Here is a 16,448-nt window from a genome sequence, read left to right on the forward strand (position 1 = left end):
GGGCCTCAACCGGGCGCGGGGACGTCCTGCCCGGCGGGAACGGGGTAGGAGCGGGGGCACGGGCCAGCACGGGAGCAGGCACGGGGGCGGGGGCGGTGCGGGCGGCCGGGTTATGGGCCGCCGCCGCGGCGGGCTGCTCGTGGTCCGCGCCGCAGCCGCCGCAGGGCGTCGGGCCCAGCCGCGGGGGTCGGGCCTGGGGCCAGGTGATCATCAGTCCTCCACCCGTGATTCCGTTCGGCGATCTGGCACCGTTGCCAGAAAACGGATCAAGAAGAGGCACTATGCCATGACGACCGCTCCTTGCCGAGGGTCCGGGCACAGGGCCCGTTGACCGTACGATGTGGTGCTCTGGAACGGGGCATTGGGCGGGACATGGGACATGCCAGGGAGGCAGCAGGTGGGCACGGACGGTGGGAGCGCGCCCGCACCCCTCTCGGGGCCGGAGCGGCTGCTGGCCCTGCGTGAGACCGGCCTGACCGCGGCGCCGGATCCGGACATGGAGCGGTTCGCCCGGCTGGTGGCCCGGATCGTGGACGTGCCGGTGGCCCTGGTGTCGCTGGTCGAGCCGGACCGGCAGGTCTTCCCCGGCATGGTCGGCCTGGCGGCGGACCCCTGGGCCACCCAGCGGCAGACCCCGCTGTCGCACTCGCTGTGCCAGCACGTGGTGGCCACCGGCAGCCCGCTGGTCCTGGACGACGCCCGGGCCGACGCCCTGACCTGCGCCAGCATGGCGATCCCGGACCTGGGCGTGGTGGCCTACGCGGGGATGCCGCTGACCGACGCCGAGGGGCATGTGCTGGGATCGCTGTGCGCGATCGACACCGGGGTCCGCGCCTGGACCGACCGCGAGCTGGCCGATCTGGCGGACCTGGCCGCGGCCTGCTCGGCCGAACTGCGGCTGCGGATCGCCTCGCTGCACGCCACCACCGCGCAGCAGAGCGCCCAGGACCTGGCCGGGCAGGCCCGGCAGGCCCTGGCCAGCGCCGAGCTGCTGCTGCGCGCGGCCCAGGAACTGACCGGGACCTGGAGCGTGGACCAGGTCCGGATGCGGGTCAGGGATCTGGTCAGCGGCGATCTCAAGCCCTCCTACGTCGGCCTGCAGCTGCTGGAGGGCGACCTGCTGCGCCGGGTGCCGGACACCCGTACCCCCCGGGTGGTCGAGACGGACGACGAGTTCACCCGGGTCAGCGCCGACTTCGCCGCGGCCCGGGCCCTGCGCGAGCGCCGGATGGTCACCGTCCCGGACCGGGAGCACCTGGCCGCCGAGTACGGGCCCGCCGCGGTGGCGGCGTTCGACGCGCTGGGCATCGCCTCGGCCGTGTGCCTGCCGCTGACCGGCGCCCGCGGTCCGGTCGGCGTGCTGGCCCTGGGCTGGAACACCCCGCACCAGGTGGACCTGACCGAGGCCTCGGTGCTGACCAGCATCGCCGGGTACACCGCGCAGGCCCTGGAGCGCGCGGTCTTCCTCGACGAGCGGATCCAGGTCGCGCACCAGCTGCAGCGGGCCATGCTCAGCGCGCTGCCGGTGGTGCCGGGGCTGGAGCTGGCGGCCCTGTACCGGGCCGCGTCCAGCGCCGACATGGTCGGCGGCGACTGGTACGACGCCTTTCCGCTGCCGCACGCCACCGCTGACCGTCCGTCGGGCCTGGCGATCACGGTCGGTGACATCACCGGCCACGACATCCACGCCGCCGCGCTGATGGGGCAGATCCGCAGCATGCTGCGGCAGGCCGCCCTGATCCACAACGGCCACGGCCCCGCCGCGGCGCTGACCGCCCTGGAACACGCCTGCCGCACCCTGCCCCTGGAGGCCTCCGGGACGCTGGTGCACGCCCATCTGCACCCCGACCCGGCCGGCCGGGGCTGGGACCTGACCTGGACCAACGCCGGACACCCGCCACCGCTGCTGCTGCGGCCCGACGGCACGGTACGCCGGCTGAACGACCACGGGGTGCTGCTGCACTACGGGTTCCACCCGGGGACCCGGCGGGACCACCGGCTGCTGCTGGCCCCGGGCTCCACGCTGCTGCTCTACACCGACGGCCTGATCGAACGCCGCGGCCAGGACCTGGACATCGCCATCACCCGCACCGCCGAGCTGCTGGCCGGCGCCGACCCGGCCGTCCCGCTGCCCGAGCTGCTCGGGCAGCTCGCCGACCGGATCACCGCCCCCGAGTCCGACGACGACGTCGTACTGCTCGCGCTGCGGATCCCCGACCCCCGCTAGCGCGACAGCGAACCCCGCTGGCGCGACAGCAAACCCCGCTGGCGCGACAGCGGCCAGCAGAGCTCTGTGCGCCATTCGCTCCGGTCGGGCGTGTCGAGCGGGCCGGTGAGGTAGTGCTCGCGCACCGGCCCGGCGGCGTCGCGACCGCTCTGCGCGGCGTAGGTGCCGAGCGCGGCGTAGACCCGGTCGGCTTCGGAGTGGGGGCCGTCGTAGCCGGCGACTGCGTACCGTCCCGCCGGCAGATCGAAGAGGCACTCCGAGCCGGAGGCCCGCGCGATGTCCTGGACGGGCAGGTAGACCCGCGCCCTGCCCCGGTCGTCGGTGAACAGGCTGTCCTCGTACACGCCGCCGGCCGGACCGGCCGCCTGAATGCCGGCCTCCGCCGCGACGGCGAGCAGTCCTCGCAGACCCGCGCGCCACCAGGCGCCGAGATCGGCCCGGGCGACGTCAGCCGAGACCGAGAGGGTCAGGGCGGCCGCCAGCTCCCGCTCCGCGACCTGGATGGGGCGCGGCGATCCGTCCAACATGCTCCGCAGCGAGTCGACCGCGGCTTCGGTCTGGCGCAACTGCTGACGGAGCCGGTCCAGGTGCCTGGCCAGTATCCGGTCGCGGGCGGCCTGATCGGGCGCGGCCAGGGCGGCCTTGACATCAGCGACGGGCATCTCCAGATCGCGGAGGCGCCGTACCAACTGCGCCGTCTCGGCCTGGCCCGTCAGGTAATAGCGATATCCACTGACCGAGTCCACCGCGGCCGGTTCCAGGAGACCGATCTCGTGGTAGTAGCGCAACGTCTTGACGCTGAGATGAGTCAGCCTGGAGAAGGCTCCGATCTGCAAACGGTTCACGACAACCAGCATCGACCCTCCCCCGCCGGGAGAGTCAAGTCGACGGCGACAACCACAAGCGGGCTTGACTCTCCCCTGGCGGGAGACGCGAGGGTGGCTGGACACACCACCGTGCGAGTGAATGGAGACGTCATGCAGGCGACGACCCTTGAGGCCAACAGGCAAAGCGTGCGGCAGTTCTTCGATCGCTTCTCAGCCGGAGATGTCGCCGGTGCTGTCGCGCTGTTCCACGATGACGCGACCTTTTGGTATCCGACGACGCGCCAAACGTTGCGGATGCCCGCGTTCGCAGCAGGTCTCGAATGGATCAAAACACGCCTCGACGGCGGAATCAGATTCGAGATCGGCGAGATGGTCGCCGAGGACAACAAGATCGCCGTCCAACTCGAGAGCTTCGCCAGAACTGTCGAGGGAAAAACCTTCAACAATCTCTACCATGTCTACTTCGAATTCGAGGGCGCGAGAATCAGGCGAGGGCGCGAGTACAACGACACCGCCCACGTTTTCAGCACGCTGCGAGCCGGCGGGAACCGGGGCGCCTAGCCGGCGCCGACCCACGGCTGGGCCCGGCTGGACCTGGAGGGCAGGATGCTCCGGCTGTGCGCGGGTAGGCGTGTTCCCGATGACCACAGAAGGGGGAATCGGGCTAATGAGCGAATCGTCCATCAAGGCGACAGGGTGGGCACGGTCCTTCCCGGTGGAGAGCGGGGTCCAGGCAGGCCGGCGTTGGGCGCTGAGCCATCTGGAGACCCTCGGCTGGACGGTGGCAGCGCCGGAGACGGTCGACGACGTGCTGCTGACCGTCAGTGAGCTGATCACCAACGCCCACGTCCACGCGCACAGCAATGCCCAGGTGGTCCTGACCTGGGACCGGACCTGCCTCCATGTCAGTGTCAGCGACTCCTCCACCGACCTGCCCGCTCCGCGTGCCGCCGACGATGAGAGCACGTCCGGGCGGGGCATGGTGATCGTGGACGCCCTGGCCGACCGGTGGGAGGCCCACACCCGGTCGAACGGAAAGACGATCAGCGCCTGCTTCCGTCCGCCCGGTCCTGGCCTTCTTCGCTGCGAACAGGGCAGGCGCGGGGCATGACTGACAACGGAGAGCAGATCGATCTGGGGCACCACCACGCGCACGTCGTCGTCCATCCGCTGGTCCAGGACGATCCGCCGTTCCGCGGCGTCGACATTCTGGGCTTCCCGGTCGGCCAGGCGCATTCCTTCGCCGATGTCGCCGAGATCTGCCGCCGGGCCGGCCTGATGGACCTGGATCTCAAGGCCGACGGCAGCGTGGAGTGGCTGGGCGGGGACGCCAACCACTGGGGGTGACCTCGGATGACCAGGGTGACCGCCGTCGACCGGGTTTCCGCTCCGGCAAGGGGGACAGGTGCCAGTGATCAGCCTGTGATCGATCCCCCGGATGAATGGAGAGCCCGATGGACTGGCGTGACCGAGCGGCCTGCCGTACCGAGGACCCGGAACTCTTCTTCCCGGTCGGCAACACCGGTCCGGCGATGCTCCAGGTGGAGCTGGCCAAGGCGGTCTGCCGTCGCTGTCCGGTGCTGGACACCTGTCGGCAGTGGGCCATGGAGACCAGCCAGGAATCCGGCATCTGGGGCGCCATGACCGAGGAGGACCGCCGCGCGCTCAAGCGCCGCAACCAGCGCGGGGCCCGGGCCCGCAGCGGCAACCACTAGACCCGGAACGGCAGACAGCACGACCCGTTCGCCGGATCGGGCCACCGGGTATGCCTGGACAGACAATGAGGATGTGAGCGAGTGAGCGGGTTCAGGGTGACCACCACCGTGGAGGTCTCGATGGAGCTGGGGGCCTACGGGTCCGAGCGCCAGCCGCTGATCCAGGAAGCACTGGAGCAGCTCTCGGACGAGACGGCGCTGGCCCAGGGGACGATCTACGGCCCCGGTCGGCACGCCGAGCTGCTGCCCGGGATGGTCTTCTCCTGGGTGGTGCTGGAGCAGCCCCGACTGGTGATCGTCTGGCAGATCGCGACCCGCTGAGCGGGCAGAACGTCGAGCGGGGGCCGTCCCATGATGGGACGGCCCCCGCTCGGCCGCCCCGGTGTCAGTCCTGGCCGGCGACGGTGAGCAGGTCGTTCGCCAGCACCACGTCCAGGGCCAGGGTGCGGTAGCCCACGGTCTCGAACAGGACGGTGAGCCGGCCCTCCTCCTCGCTCATCACCGCGCCGCTGCCCCAGTGCCCGTGGGTGACCCGGGCCCCGGGCGCGAACGGGTGCGGGACGCTCGGCGCGGGCGGCGGCGCCATGCTGCTGCCGGTGCCGGCCAGCACATCGGTCAGGTTCCCTGGCCGGCCCTCCTCGGTGAGTTCGGCGGACTCGCACCGGTCGCAGGTCCCGCAGGGGTCGTCCAGGGCCTGGCCGAAGTAGCCCAGCAGGAACCGCCGCCGACACCCCGCGGTCTCCGCGTAGCCGCGCATCATGTCGACCCGGGAGCGCTCCAACTGCTGGCGGGCGTCGCCGAGCTGGACCGCCTCCTTGGCGGCGCGCTGGGCGCTGATGCCGCTGACCGACTCCAGGTCGCCGTCCGCGGTGGTGCTGACCGCGTCCACCTGTTCCAGCAGATTGACGACCGCGGTCAGCCGGCTGGCGGTGAGCTGGGTCTCCTCGCGCAGCTCGGTGGGGGAGACCGGGGTGCGGTGGTTCTTCAGGGTCTGCGCGACCTGGGTCACGGTGTCCGGGTCGGGGCGTCCGGCCGCGAAGAACCGCTGCATGCCGAGGTCCTGGGTGCGGTAGGCGAGGATCGCCCGGGACGGGAGGCCGTCCCGTCCGGCCCGGCCGATCTCCTGGTAGTAGGCGTCCAGCGAGCCGGGCACTGAGGCGTGCAGCACGAAGCGGACGTCCGGCTTGTCGATGCCCATGCCGAAGGCCGAGGTGGCGACCACCACATCGAGACCGCCGGCCAGGAACCGGTCGTGCACCTCGGTGCGCTCGGCCGCGCGCAGGCCCGCGTGGTAGGCGGCGGCGTCCAGGCCCAGCTCCGCCAGTTCCCGGGCGTAGTCCTCGGCGTCGCGGCGGGTGGCGGCGTAGACCAGGCCGGGCTTGGGCTCGGCGGCGGCCCGCTCCAGCACCGCCCGGCGCTTGACCGCGGCGTCCTGGAAGGGGATCACCTCAAGGCTGATGTTGGGCCGGTCGAAACCGGTGACGATCTCGCGGACGTCCCGCATGCCGAGCTGGGCGATGATGTCGGCCCGGACCGGGGCGGCGGCGCTGGCCGTCAGCGCCAGGATCGGCGGGCGTCCGATCCGGTCCACCACATGCCGCAGCTGCAGGTACTCCGGGCGGAAGTCATGCCCCCAGGAGGACACGCACTGGGCCTCGTCGACCACGAACAGGGCCGGACGGGCGGCGGCGAGCTGCTCGATCACCTCGTCCTTGGCCAACTGCTCGGGGGCCAGGAACAGGAAGTCGATGTCCCCCTCGCTGATCCGGTCCCACACCGCCTCGTTCTCGCCGGCGGTCTGGGTGGAGTTCACCGCCGCCGCGTCCGGGCCGTTGCGGCGCAGCAGGCCCAGCACCTGGTCCCGCTGCAGGGCGATCAGCGGCGAGACCACCACGGTCGGCCCCGGCAGCAGCAGCCCCGGCACCTGGTAGACCGCGGACTTGCCCGCGCCGGTGGGCATCACCACCAGGGTGTCCCGCCGCTCCATGACCGCCTTCATGGCCAGCAGCTGCTCGGGCCGCAGCCGCTTCCACCCGAAGGCTTTCCGGGCGCTGCGCTGCAGCCGCCGGGAGACCGTAGTGAACATGACGCTCCGTAAGTGTTCGGCCCGGGGGAGGGCTGTCGGCGGTACCAGTGAGGGGCGACTACCCAGAGCCGGGCCGGATACCGCCGTCCCGGCGACGCTGGACACAGGTGGTCGCGTAGTTGTGCGGAAACGCTGCGGACTGCGGTCCGGGCGGGCCGGGGGGGAGGCTGGAGAGGTACCGCTGAAGACCGGGAGGTTCCCATGTCCACCAGCTCTTTCCTGACCCCGGGCGGCATCCCCGCCAGGGGGCCCGCGCCCACGGAGACGCCGGAGTGCGAGTCGTCCACCGGCCTGAGCATCTCCACCCGGGATCCGCATCCCGCGCACGACGAGTGGTGGACCTGGGCGGGGCTGACAGCTGTCGCCCTGGTCGCCCTCTTCACCGCGGGTTTCATGATCGCGAGGATCTTCGCCGGTTAGACCGACCGGCCATGGCTACACCGACCGGTCAGTGGCTTTCGAGACAAGGAGTGCGCTCATGTTCGAGATGGCATCGGGTTTCACCGAAGCAGGGGCACTGGGCGGTGGCGTCGTGGTCGGCGTGATCGTCGTCGGGGTGCTGATCCTGGCGTTCATCCTGGGGGCGCGGCGCAAGGAGCGGGAGCCCTCGCCCGACGGGATCCTGCTGCCGCCGCGAGACGCGGTGGCGGCCCTGATCGAGCCGCCCGGTCTGCGCCCGGAGGTCGGCCTGCTCGGGCCGGTGGACGGCTCCGCTCCCTGATCGGGCGTCAGAAGTCCGCCGGGCCCGGTCGGCCGAGCTGGGTCACGGCGGAGCGCAGGTCCGTCAGCCGCAGGACGTCGGGGGCCAACGGCACGCCGTGCCAGCCGGGCCCGGCCGCATGGACCCGCAGGCTCCGGCGGGCTCCGGCCGGCCCCCGGAGCCGGGTGGTCAGCTCGGCCAGTTGGCCCGGGTCGGCGGTGGGCCGGTGCTGACTCCAGACGACGACCGCTCGGGTGTCGCAGCGGTCGGCGGCCGAGGCTAGCGCGTCCGCCGGAACGGACGCGCCCAGCATCAGCACCGGGGCGCCGGATTCGAGCAGGGCCGCGTGCAGCGCGTCCAGCGGAAGGGTGTGCAGGTCGGAGGGGCTGCCCGCGAGCAGGACCAGTCCCGGCGGCGGTCCCACGAAGATCTGCGCGGCGGTGGCGGGCCCTGCCCGGTGCAGCGAACGGCTGATGGTGGCCGAGAGCAGGTGCTCGACCTCCACATAGCGGCCGTTGGAACCGGCCCACTTCTTGCCGACCGAGCGCAGCACCGGGGCGGCCAGCTGCTCCCAGGTGTCGACGACACCCCGGTCGGCGAGGCTCTCGGCGAGGATGTGCTCCATCGCGACCGCGTCCAGGCGCACGGCGGCGCGGGCCAGGCCCCGGCACGCGGCGCCACTGCTGTCGGCAGGAACCCGGGGCGGCGCGGCGGCGGGCGTGGCGTCAGGAGCCGCGTCCGGCGGCAGCGGCGCCACGGCGAGCCGAGCGGCCTCGGCGGGCGGGATCCCCTGGGACGTCAGCCGGCACATATGGGCCAGCCGGTCCACATCGCGGTGGTGGTAGCGCCGGTGCTGCCCCGCCCCCCGCCCGGCCGGGCCGATGCCGTAGCGGCGCTCCCAGCTGCGTACGGTGGCCGCGCTGACGCCCAGCAGGCGGGCCACCGCGCCTGTGCTCAGACCGGGGTCCTCGTCCGGCACGGTCCCTCCCTTCGGCATGTGGCGTGGGTGGCGAAGATCTTCCCAACGTACCCAGCCGACCGGGTCACCGCCGCGCGGAGCAGGGCGGGGGATACTCGGACCATGGTCTCCTTGCCCGGACTGCCCCCCTTGCCCTCGATGTCCTCCCTGCCCTCCCTTTCCGCGCTGCCCGGTCTGCCCTACGTCCGGGCGCAGCTCGGGCGGGCGCTGTTCGAACGGGTGGCCGGTCCGACCGGGCCGGACACCCGCAGCCGGATCCATGACACCCCCGGGCCCCGCTGGTTCGCCGCCGACCGGCCGATCAGGACCGTGCACGGGGACGCCTCGATGTTCGTCGGCGGCCTGGCCGCCCTGCTGCTGCAGTCGCTGCACCCGCTGGCGATGGCCGCGGTGGCGGCGCACTCCGGCTATCGCAGCGACCCCTGGGGGCGGCTGCAGCGGACCAGCACCTTCCTGGCGACCACCACCTTCGGCACCGCCGCCGACGCCGAGAGCGTGACCGAGCGGGTGCGCGCGGTCCACGAGAAGGTGCGCGGCACCACCGACGAGGGCCGTCCCTATCACGCGTCCGATCCGCACCTGCTGGAATGGGTGCATGTGGCGGAGGTCGACAGCTTCCTCAGGGCGCACCAGCGCTACGGCGCCGCCCCGCTGGACCGGGCCGGCTGCGACGGCTACGTCGCCGACACCGCGGAGATCGCCGAGCGGCTCGGGGTGAGTGATCCGCCGCGGACCGTGGCCGAGCTGGCCGCGCGGCTGGCGGACTACCGGCCCGAGCTCCAGGCCACCCGCGGCTCGCGGGAGGCCACCCGCTTCCTGCTGCTGCACCCGCCGCTCCCGGTGGTCGCGCTGCCGGCCTATGCGGGCCTGGCGGCGGCGGCCACCGACCTGCTCCCGCGCTGGGCCCGGCAGCCGCTGGGCCTGCCCGGGTGGCCGGTCGAGGCCGTCGCCGCGCCGATCGTGGGGCAGGCGGTCATCCGCACCATCCGCTGGGCGATGCGACCGCCTTCCGACGAGGCGGGACCGGACGTGGACCCGGCTCAGGCCTCCGTCTGAAACAGCCGGTAGGCCCGGGCTGCCGTTCCGCCGAAGACCGCCGCCTGTTCGGCCGGGCTGAGCGTGCTGGTCAGGGCGCGGGCGGTGTCGACGCTCTGCTGGTAGCCGGCGGCGAGGGTGCTGACCGGCCAGTCGGAGCCGAACATCAGCCGGTCGGGGCCGAAGGCGTCCAACGCGGTGTCGGTGTAGGGGCGCAGGTCGGCGAGGGTCCAGTGCGCCCAGTCGGCCTCGGTGAGCAGACCGGAGAGCTTGCAGACCGTGTTCGGCAGGGCGGCCAGGGCCCGCAGTTGCCCCGCCCAGGGCTCCAACTCCCCTGAGCTGACCGGGGGTTTGCCGAGGTGGTCCAGCACGAAGGTCAGCTGCGGCAGCGCGGTGGCCGCGGCGACGGCGGCCGGGAGCTGGTGGGCCTGGACCAGCAGGTCGTAGCTGAGCCCGGCGGCGGCGACCGCGGCCAGCCCGCGCTGGACGTCGGGGCGGCGCAGCCAGTCCGGGTCGGGTTCGCCCTGGACCTGGTGCCGGATGCCCACCAGGTGCTCCCCGCCCGGTAGTCGGCGCAGGGCGGCCAGGGTGTCGGCGACGTCGGGGGCGGTCAGATCGGTCCAGCCCACCACTCCGGCGACCAGGGGGCTGTCCGCGGCCACGGCCAGGAACTCGGGGGTCTCGGCGGCCACGGTGATCGTCTGCACCAGAACGGTGGCCTGGATCCCGGCGGCGGCGGCCTGCGGCTCCAGCTCCGCGAGCGCGAAGCTGCGGCGCAGCGGGGCGAGTTCCGGGCCGGTGATCCAGTCCTGGTCCCGGACCGAGAGGTCCCAGAGGTGGTGGTGCGCGTCGACGGTCGGTGTGCTCATGGCCGGCTCAAGGCTCCTGGCTGGTGGAAGCGGATGTGGGAGCGGATGCGGCGACGATGACCACATGCAGGGTGCGGGGACCGTGCACGCCCTCCACCCGGTCCAGCTCGATGTCGCTGGTGGCGGAGGGGCCGGAGATGAACGTCAGCGGGCGGGCCGGGTCCAGCAGGGCGAGGGCGTCGGGGACGTCGCCGCTGATCTGCTCCTCGCGGATGACGCAGAGGTGGTAGTCCGGCAGCAGGGTCAGCGTGCGCCGGCCCTGTCCGGGGCCGGTGTCCAGGACCAGGGTGCCGGTCACGGCGATGCCCAGGGCGGCGGTGGTCAGCACGGCATCGGCGGCGTCCAGGGCCTGGACGCCGAGCGGGGGCTGGTCCGACAGCTGCTCCCAGTCACCGCCGGGGAGCAGCTCCGGCGGGAAGCCGGGCGGCACCACCAGCGTGCGGACGCCGCGTTCGGCCAGCAGCGCGGCGATGACGGCCTGCGCCTGCTCGGCGTCGGTCCGGACCACCCGGGCCCGGTAGTCGGCGACCCGCTCCGCGAACAGTGACACCACGTCGGAATCGGCGTGGCTGCGCAGATAGCCGCGGGGTACGGCGACATCCGCTGCGGACTCTGCGGACGGCACGTCGCCCAGGGCGGTGCGGATACGGGCCAGGACGGTGTCTCGGGTGCTCATGGCTGCTCTCCCGGGGTGGAGGCCGGGTTGGATGCCGGGGTGGATACCGGGTGGGTGCGGGTCCACCAGGCGCGGAAGGTCTCGGGCGGTGGTTGAGGGGTGTCGCGGGTGGCGGACCAGCCGCTCAGCGGCCCTGGCAGCATCCGCAGCCGGCCGATCCGGCCCTTGCGGGCCAGCAGATGGCTGCCCAGCCTGGCGGCCTTCTGCGCGGTGGCCAGCCGGCCGGGCGTGGCCAGGACGCCGGCCGCGGCGCGCATGACCAGGGCCTCGGGGGTGGGCAGCCGGTGCGCGGCGCGTTTGTGCTCCACCACCTCGGCGCGCAGATGGGCCAGCACCTCGGGGATATTGATCTTCACCGGGCAGGCGTCGTAGCAGGCGCCGCAGAGGGTGGAGGCGAAGGGCAGCGAGGCGGCATGCTCCACACCGACCAGCTGCGGGGTCAGCACGGCGCCGATCGGCCCCGGGTAGACCGAGCCGTAGGCGTGGCCGCCGGTGCGCTCGTAGACCGGGCAGACATTGAGGCAGGCCGAGCAGCGGATGCAGGCCAGCGCCTGGCGGCCGACGGTGTCGGCCAGGGTGGCGGTGCGGCCGTTGTCCAGCAGGATCAGGTGGAAGTCCTGCGGCCCGTCACCGGGGGTGGTGCCGGTCCAGGTGGAGGTGTAGGGGTTCATCCGCTCGCCGGTGGAGGAACGCGGCAGCAGCTGCAGAAAGACTTCCAGGTCTGACCAGTCGGGCAGCACCTTCTCGATGCCCATCACGGTGATCAGGGTCTCCGGCAGGGTCAGGCACATCCGGCCGTTGCCCTCGGACTCGACCACCCCGACGGTGCCGGTGGCGGCGATGGCGAAGTTCGCCCCGGAGACCGCGACCCGGGCGCGGAGGAACTTCTCCCGCAGATGCAGCCGGGCCGCCTCCGCGAGCGCCCGCGGCTCGTCGGTCAGGTCCTTCGGCGCCGGACGGCCCCAACTGCCCATCTCACGCTGGAAGATCTCACGGATCTCGGCCCGGTTGCGGTGGATCGCCGGGACCAGGATGTGTGACGGGCGGTCGTCGCCCAGCTGGACGATCAGCTCGGCCAGGTCGGTCTCATAGGCGGCGATGCCCTCGGCGGCCAGCGCCTCGTTCAGGCCGATCTCCTGGGTGGCCATCGACTTGACCTTGACCACCTCGTCCGCCCCGGTGGCGCGGACCAGGTCGGCCACGATGCGGTTGGCCTCGGCGGCGTCGGCGGCCCAGTGCACCGTCCCGCCGACCCTGGTGACCGACTCCTCCAACTCCAGCAGGTAGCGGTCCAGATGGCGCAGGGTGCGGCGTTTGAGCGCGGCTCCGGCGTCGCGCAGCTGCTCCCAGTCGGACAGTTCGCCGGTGACCGCGAGGCGTTTGTCGCGGATGGTGGCGGTGGCGTGGCGCAGATTGCTGCGCAGCTGGGGGTTGGCCAGCGCGACCTTGGCAGCCTGCGGGAAGGCGGGAGTGTCCAGCCAGACCAGGCCGTTGGGGGTGGTGGTCATACGGGATCGCCCTCCGTCGCGGCGAGGATCTCAGCCAGGTGCAGGGTACGCACACCTGATTGGATCCGGGACAGTCCGCCGCCGATGTGCATCAGGCAGGAGTTGTCGGCGGCGCAGAGGGTCTCCGCCCCGGTGCTCCGCACGCAGGTCATCTTGTCGGCCAGCATCGCCGACGAGGTGTCGGCGTTCTTGAGCGCGAAGGTCCCGCCGAAGCCGCAGCAGGAGTCCGCGTCCGGCAGCTCGACCAGGTCGATCCCCTTGACCGCGCGCAGCAGTTGCAGCGGTTTGTCGCCGACCCGCAGCATCCGCAGCGAGTGGCAGGTCGGGTGGTAGGTGACCCGGTGCGGGTAGTACGCGCCGACGTCGGTCACGCCCAGCACGTCGACCAGGAACTCCGACAGCTCATGGACCTTCGGCGGCTCCACCCCGGTCAGCAGGGCGTGGTTGTCGCGCACCATGCCGGTGCAGGACGCGGACGGGCTGACCACGGCGTCGTAGCCGGCGAAGGCCTCGGCAAAGCCGCGCACCAGGCCCAGCGCCTCGGGCGGTAGCCGGTGTTGAAGTGCATCTGCCCGCAGCAGGTCTGCGCCTGCGGGAACTCCACGGTGTGCCCGAGCCGCTCCAGCAGCCGCACCACCGCCTTGCCGGTGTCCGGGTAGAGGGTGTCGTTGAAGCAGGTGATGAAGAGCGCTACCCGCATACCGGCGCCTCCTGGGCCGTCAGCAGGCCCTCGCCGCGCAGCTCGGCCCACAGGGCGGAGGGAACGGGGTGCTGGAGCATCGCGGCCGCGTCACGGGCCTCGGCGACGGAGCGCATCCCGACCAGCACGCTGCTGACCGCCGGATGCCCGAAGGGGAACTGCAGGGCGGCGGCGCGCAGCGGCACGCCGTGGCGTTCGCAGACCGCCTTGATCCGCAGCGCACGCTGCAGCAGCTCGTCCGGCGCGGCGGCGTAGTCGAAGGTCGCCCCCGGCTTGGGATCGGCCAGCAGACCGGAGTTGAACACCCCGCCGACCACCACCGACACCGACCGCCGCTGGGCCTCGGGCAGCAGCTCGGTCTGGCCGTCCTGGTCCAGCAGGGTGTAGCGGCCGGCCAGCAGCACCACGTCCACGTCCGTCTCCCGGACGAAGCGGGTCAGCAGCGCCGACTGGTTCATGCCCGCCCCGATCGCGCCGACCACGCCCTCGGCGCGCAGCTTCTCCAGCGCCGGGTAGGCCTCGTCCAGCGCCTGGGCGGCGTGGTGGTCCGGGTCGTGCAGATAGACCACGTCGATCCGGTCCAGGCCCAGCCGGTCCAGGCTGTCCTCGACGCTGCGCAGCACACCCTCGGCGCTGAAGTCCCAGACCCGGCGGTGGGTGGCCGGCACCGCGAACCCGTTGGCCAGGTCGTCGCCGCTGACCTCGGCGACCGGTTCCAGCAGGCGGCCGACCTTGGTGGAGAGGGTGTACTCGGCCCGGGGACGCCCGCTCAGCGCCGCCCCGAGCCGGCGCTCGGACAGGCCGAGGCCGTAGTGCGGGGCGGTGTCGAAGGTGCGGACGCCGCTGTCCCAGGCCGCGTCGACGACGGCGGTCGCCTCGTGGTCGCTGACGGGCACATACATATTGCCCAGCGTGGCGCCGCCGAAGGCCAGCCGGGTCACCGGGGTACTGCCGCGGCCCAGGGTCGTGGTCTGCATGGCGGCTATCCTTCCACCGGGCGCAGCCGCAGGCCCTGCATACCGCCGTCGACGGCCAGGGCGGTGCCGGTGACCGAGGCCGCGGCCGGGCTCGCCAGGTAGGCGATCGCGGCGGCGACCTCCTCGGCGGTGACCAGTCGGCCCAGGGGCTGACGGGCGTTCAGGGCGGCGCGCTCGGCCTCCGGGTCGGTGGCGGCGTCCAGCAGCCGGCCCACCCAGGGCGTGTCCGCGGTGCCGGGGTTGACGCAGTTGACCCGGACGCCCTCGCGGACGTGGTCGGCGGCCATGGCCAGGGTCAGCGACAGCACCGCCCCCTTGGTCGCCGAGTAGAGCGCGCGCTGCGGCAGCCCGGCGGTGGCGGCGATGGAGCAGGTGTTGACGATCGCCGCGTGCGCGGAGTTCCGCAGGTGCGGCAGCGCGGCGCGGGTGGTGCGGACGATGCCGAGCAGATTGATGTCCAGCACCCGGTGCCACTGCTCGTCGGGATTGTCCTCGACGGTGCCGATCGCCCCGATCCCGGCGTTGTTGACCAGGATGTCCAGCCCACCGAGCAGTTCCACCGCCTCGCCCACGGCGGCGCGCACCGAGCTGTCGTCGCCGACATCGGCGCGCAGCCCGTGCAGCGGCTTCTCCACGCCGGAGGGGTCGAGGTCGAGCACGGCGACCTCGGCGCCCCGCTCGGCGAGCAGCAGCGCGGTGGCCAGTCCGATGCCGGAGGCACCGCCGGTGACCAGGGCACGCAGTCCGGTGAAGTCGTTTCATACGGCAGCATCCTCCTTCGGAGCGGTCTGGGCGTTCTGAGGGTTCTGAGGGTTCTGAGTGGCGAAGTCCGCGGCCCAGAAGGTGCCGTGGGGGTAGGCGAATTGGACCAGGGTGTCGGGGTGCATCTGGGCGGAGAAGCCGGGGGTTTGGGGGGCTTGGTAGTGGCCGTTGCGGATGGTGGCGGGGGCGAGGAAGTGTTCGTGGAGGTGGTCGACGTATTCGATGACGCGGTCGTGGGTGGTTCCGGAGAGGGCGAGGTAGTCGAACATGGACAGGTGTTGGACCAGTTCGCACAGTCCCACCCCGCCGGCGTGGGGGCAGACGGGGATGTTGTAGTGGGCGGCGAGGAGCAGGATGGCGAGGTTTTCATTGACGCCGCCGACGCGGGCGGCGTCGATCTGCAGGATGTCGATGGCGCCGGCTTGGAGGAGTTGTTTGAAGATGATGCGGTTGTGGACGTGTTCGCCGGTGGCGACGCGGATGGGGGCGATGGCGGTGTGGATGGCGGCGTGGCCCAGGATGTCGTCGGGGCTGGTGGGTTCTTCGATCCAGTAGGGGTCGTGGGGGGCCAGGGCGCGGGTCCATTCGATGGCCTGGTCCACGTCCCAGCGCTGGTTGGCGTCGATCGCGATGCGGATGTGCGGGCCCACGGCGGTGCGGGCGGCGCTGAGGCGGCGGGTGTCGTCGGCCAGGTCGGCGCCGACTTTGAGTTTGATCTGGGTGAAGCCGTCGGTGACGGCTTGTTTGGCCAGGCGGGTGAGTTTGGTGTCGGTGTAGCCCAGCCAGCCGGGGGAGGTGGTGTAGGCGGGGTAGCCGGTTGCCAGGAGGTCCTGTTCGCGTTGGGCGCGTCCGGCTTGGCCGCGTTGGAGCAGGTTCAGGGCTTGGGTGGGGGTGAGGGCGTCGGTGAGGTAGCGGAAGTCGACTTGGGAGACGAGCCAGGCGGGGTCGGCGTCGGCGAGGAGTTTCCACAGGGGTTTGTTCGCGCGTTTGGCGGCCAGGTCCCACACGGCGTTGATGACGGCGCCGATGGCCATGTGCATCACGCCTTTTTCCGGGCCGAGCCAGCGTAGTTGGCTGTCTCCGATCAGGGCCCGGTTCAGGGTGCCGGGGTCTGCGCACAGCTCGGCCACGGGTAGGCCGATGACGTGGGTGCGCAGGGCGTTGATGGCGGCGACCTGGACGTCGTTGCCGCGGCCGATGGTGAAGGTGAAGCCGTGGCCCTGCAGTCCGTCCTCGGCGTCGGTGTGCAGGATCAGGTAGGCGGCGGAGTAGTCGGGGTCGGGGTTCATGGCGTCGGAGCCGTCCAGTTCCCGGGAGGTGGGGAAGCGGATGTCGAAGGTCTGCAGGTCGGTGATGCGCGCGGTGGGGGCGGGCATGCTGGTTCCTC

General features: G+C 72.4%; 18 protein-coding genes and 1 pseudogene. 9 read left to right on the top strand and 10 right to left on the bottom strand.

Features of this window, described 5'->3' with window-relative positions; translation table 11 throughout:
• The first annotated feature begins 397 nt into the window (after positions 1-397).
• Positions 398-2,227 carry a GAF domain-containing SpoIIE family protein phosphatase gene (locus ACXKR8_RS46190; RefSeq protein WP_458270529.1) on the top strand — a complete coding sequence of 610 codons (1,830 nt, stop codon included), beginning with the start codon at positions 398-400 and terminating at the stop codon, positions 2,225-2,227.
• Here ACXKR8_RS46190 and ACXKR8_RS46195 read toward each other — a convergent pair.
• Positions 2,224-3,084 carry a MerR family transcriptional regulator gene (locus ACXKR8_RS46195; RefSeq protein WP_458270530.1) on the bottom strand — a complete coding sequence of 287 codons (861 nt, stop codon included), beginning with the start codon at positions 3,082-3,084 and terminating at the stop codon, positions 2,224-2,226. The two genes, ACXKR8_RS46190 and ACXKR8_RS46195, sit on opposite strands and share 4 nt — an antisense overlap.
• 120 nt (positions 3,085-3,204) lie before the next feature.
• Between ACXKR8_RS46195 and ACXKR8_RS46200 the strand changes: the two genes are divergently transcribed.
• The 5 genes from ACXKR8_RS46200 to ACXKR8_RS46220 all read left to right on the top strand — a co-directional run bounded on the left by ACXKR8_RS46200 (position 3,205) and on the right by ACXKR8_RS46220 (position 5,090).
• Positions 3,205-3,615 (top strand): nuclear transport factor 2 family protein, encoded by a 411-nt coding sequence (locus ACXKR8_RS46200; protein ID WP_458270531.1) that lies wholly within the window; start codon positions 3,205-3,207, stop codon positions 3,613-3,615.
• A gap of 106 nt (positions 3,616-3,721) precedes the next feature.
• The gene (locus ACXKR8_RS46205) at positions 3,722-4,165 is read left to right on the top strand and encodes an ATP-binding protein (RefSeq protein ID WP_458270532.1); all 444 of its coding nucleotides are present in this window, start codon (positions 3,722-3,724) and stop codon (positions 4,163-4,165) included.
• Entirely contained in the window at positions 4,162-4,401 is a 240-nt protein-coding gene (locus tag ACXKR8_RS46210; RefSeq protein WP_458270533.1) for a hypothetical protein, read from the top strand. Before ACXKR8_RS46205 ends, ACXKR8_RS46210 begins: the two co-directional genes overlap by 4 nt.
• A gap of 107 nt (positions 4,402-4,508) precedes the next feature.
• The gene (locus tag ACXKR8_RS46215; protein WP_458270534.1) at positions 4,509-4,769 is read left to right on the top strand and encodes a WhiB family transcriptional regulator; all 261 of its coding nucleotides are present in this window, start codon (positions 4,509-4,511) and stop codon (positions 4,767-4,769) included.
• Between the two features lie 81 nt (positions 4,770-4,850).
• Positions 4,851-5,090 carry a hypothetical protein gene (locus ACXKR8_RS46220; RefSeq protein ID WP_458270535.1) on the top strand — a complete coding sequence of 80 codons (240 nt, stop codon included), beginning with the start codon at positions 4,851-4,853 and terminating at the stop codon, positions 5,088-5,090.
• 64 nt (positions 5,091-5,154) lie between these two features.
• Here the strand turns inward: ACXKR8_RS46220 and ACXKR8_RS46225 are convergent, their stop codons facing one another.
• On the bottom strand, positions 5,155-6,855 hold the full coding sequence (locus ACXKR8_RS46225) for a RecQ family ATP-dependent DNA helicase (protein ID WP_458270536.1): 1,701 nt from the start codon (positions 6,853-6,855) through the stop codon (positions 5,155-5,157).
• A 201-nt stretch (positions 6,856-7,056) separates the two neighbouring features.
• On the opposite strand from ACXKR8_RS46225, the gene ACXKR8_RS46230 reads away from it, so the two are divergent.
• Entirely contained in the window at positions 7,057-7,275 is a 219-nt protein-coding gene (locus ACXKR8_RS46230) for a DUF6480 family protein (protein ID WP_458270537.1), read from the top strand.
• A gap of 58 nt (positions 7,276-7,333) precedes the next feature.
• Entirely contained in the window at positions 7,334-7,576 is a 243-nt protein-coding gene (locus ACXKR8_RS46235; protein ID WP_458270538.1) for a DUF6479 family protein, read from the top strand.
• A gap of 7 nt (positions 7,577-7,583) precedes the next feature.
• On the opposite strand, the gene ACXKR8_RS46240 is transcribed toward ACXKR8_RS46235, so the two are convergent.
• Complete coding sequence (locus tag ACXKR8_RS46240; protein WP_458270539.1) at positions 7,584-8,534, bottom strand: MerR family transcriptional regulator; 951 nt, start codon at positions 8,532-8,534, stop codon at positions 7,584-7,586.
• Between the two features lie 138 nt (positions 8,535-8,672).
• On the opposite strand from ACXKR8_RS46240, the gene ACXKR8_RS46245 reads away from it, so the two are divergent.
• Positions 8,673-9,590, top strand: coding sequence for an oxygenase MpaB family protein (locus tag ACXKR8_RS46245; protein ID WP_458275252.1), 918 nt, complete (start codon positions 8,673-8,675; stop codon positions 9,588-9,590).
• On the opposite strand, the gene ACXKR8_RS46250 is transcribed toward ACXKR8_RS46245, so the two are convergent.
• The 7 genes and pseudogenes from ACXKR8_RS46250 to ACXKR8_RS46280 all read right to left on the bottom strand — a co-directional run bounded on the left by ACXKR8_RS46250 (position 9,575) and on the right by ACXKR8_RS46280 (position 16,437).
• On the bottom strand, positions 9,575-10,438 hold the full coding sequence (locus ACXKR8_RS46250) for an amidohydrolase family protein (protein WP_458270540.1): 864 nt from the start codon (positions 10,436-10,438) through the stop codon (positions 9,575-9,577). The genes ACXKR8_RS46245 and ACXKR8_RS46250 overlap by 16 nt on opposite strands.
• Positions 10,439-10,445: 7 nt before the next feature.
• Positions 10,446-11,114 carry a LutC/YkgG family protein gene (locus ACXKR8_RS46255; protein WP_458270541.1) on the bottom strand — a complete coding sequence of 223 codons (669 nt, stop codon included), beginning with the start codon at positions 11,112-11,114 and terminating at the stop codon, positions 10,446-10,448.
• Positions 11,111-12,622 (bottom strand): lactate utilization protein B, encoded by a 1,512-nt coding sequence (locus tag ACXKR8_RS46260; RefSeq protein ID WP_458270542.1) that lies wholly within the window; start codon positions 12,620-12,622, stop codon positions 11,111-11,113. Before ACXKR8_RS46260 ends, ACXKR8_RS46255 begins: the two co-directional genes overlap by 4 nt.
• A pseudogene (locus ACXKR8_RS46265) lies at positions 12,619-13,322 on the bottom strand ((Fe-S)-binding protein). Before ACXKR8_RS46265 ends, ACXKR8_RS46260 begins: the two are co-directional and overlap by 4 nt.
• Positions 13,313-14,299 (bottom strand): aldo/keto reductase, encoded by a 987-nt coding sequence (locus ACXKR8_RS46270; protein WP_458270544.1) that lies wholly within the window; start codon positions 14,297-14,299, stop codon positions 13,313-13,315. The pseudogene ACXKR8_RS46265 and the gene ACXKR8_RS46270 overlap by 10 nt, the downstream one beginning before the upstream one ends.
• Before the next feature lie 5 nt (positions 14,300-14,304).
• On the bottom strand, positions 14,305-15,042 hold the full coding sequence (locus tag ACXKR8_RS46275) for an SDR family NAD(P)-dependent oxidoreductase (RefSeq protein WP_462100731.1): 738 nt from the start codon (positions 15,040-15,042) through the stop codon (positions 14,305-14,307).
• Between the two features lie 15 nt (positions 15,043-15,057).
• Positions 15,058-16,437 carry an L-fuconate dehydratase gene (locus ACXKR8_RS46280; protein WP_458270546.1) on the bottom strand — a complete coding sequence of 460 codons (1,380 nt, stop codon included), beginning with the start codon at positions 16,435-16,437 and terminating at the stop codon, positions 15,058-15,060.
• Positions 16,438-16,448: the final 11 nt, after the last annotated feature.

Source organism: Streptacidiphilus sp. PAMC 29251 (assembly GCF_054208735.2).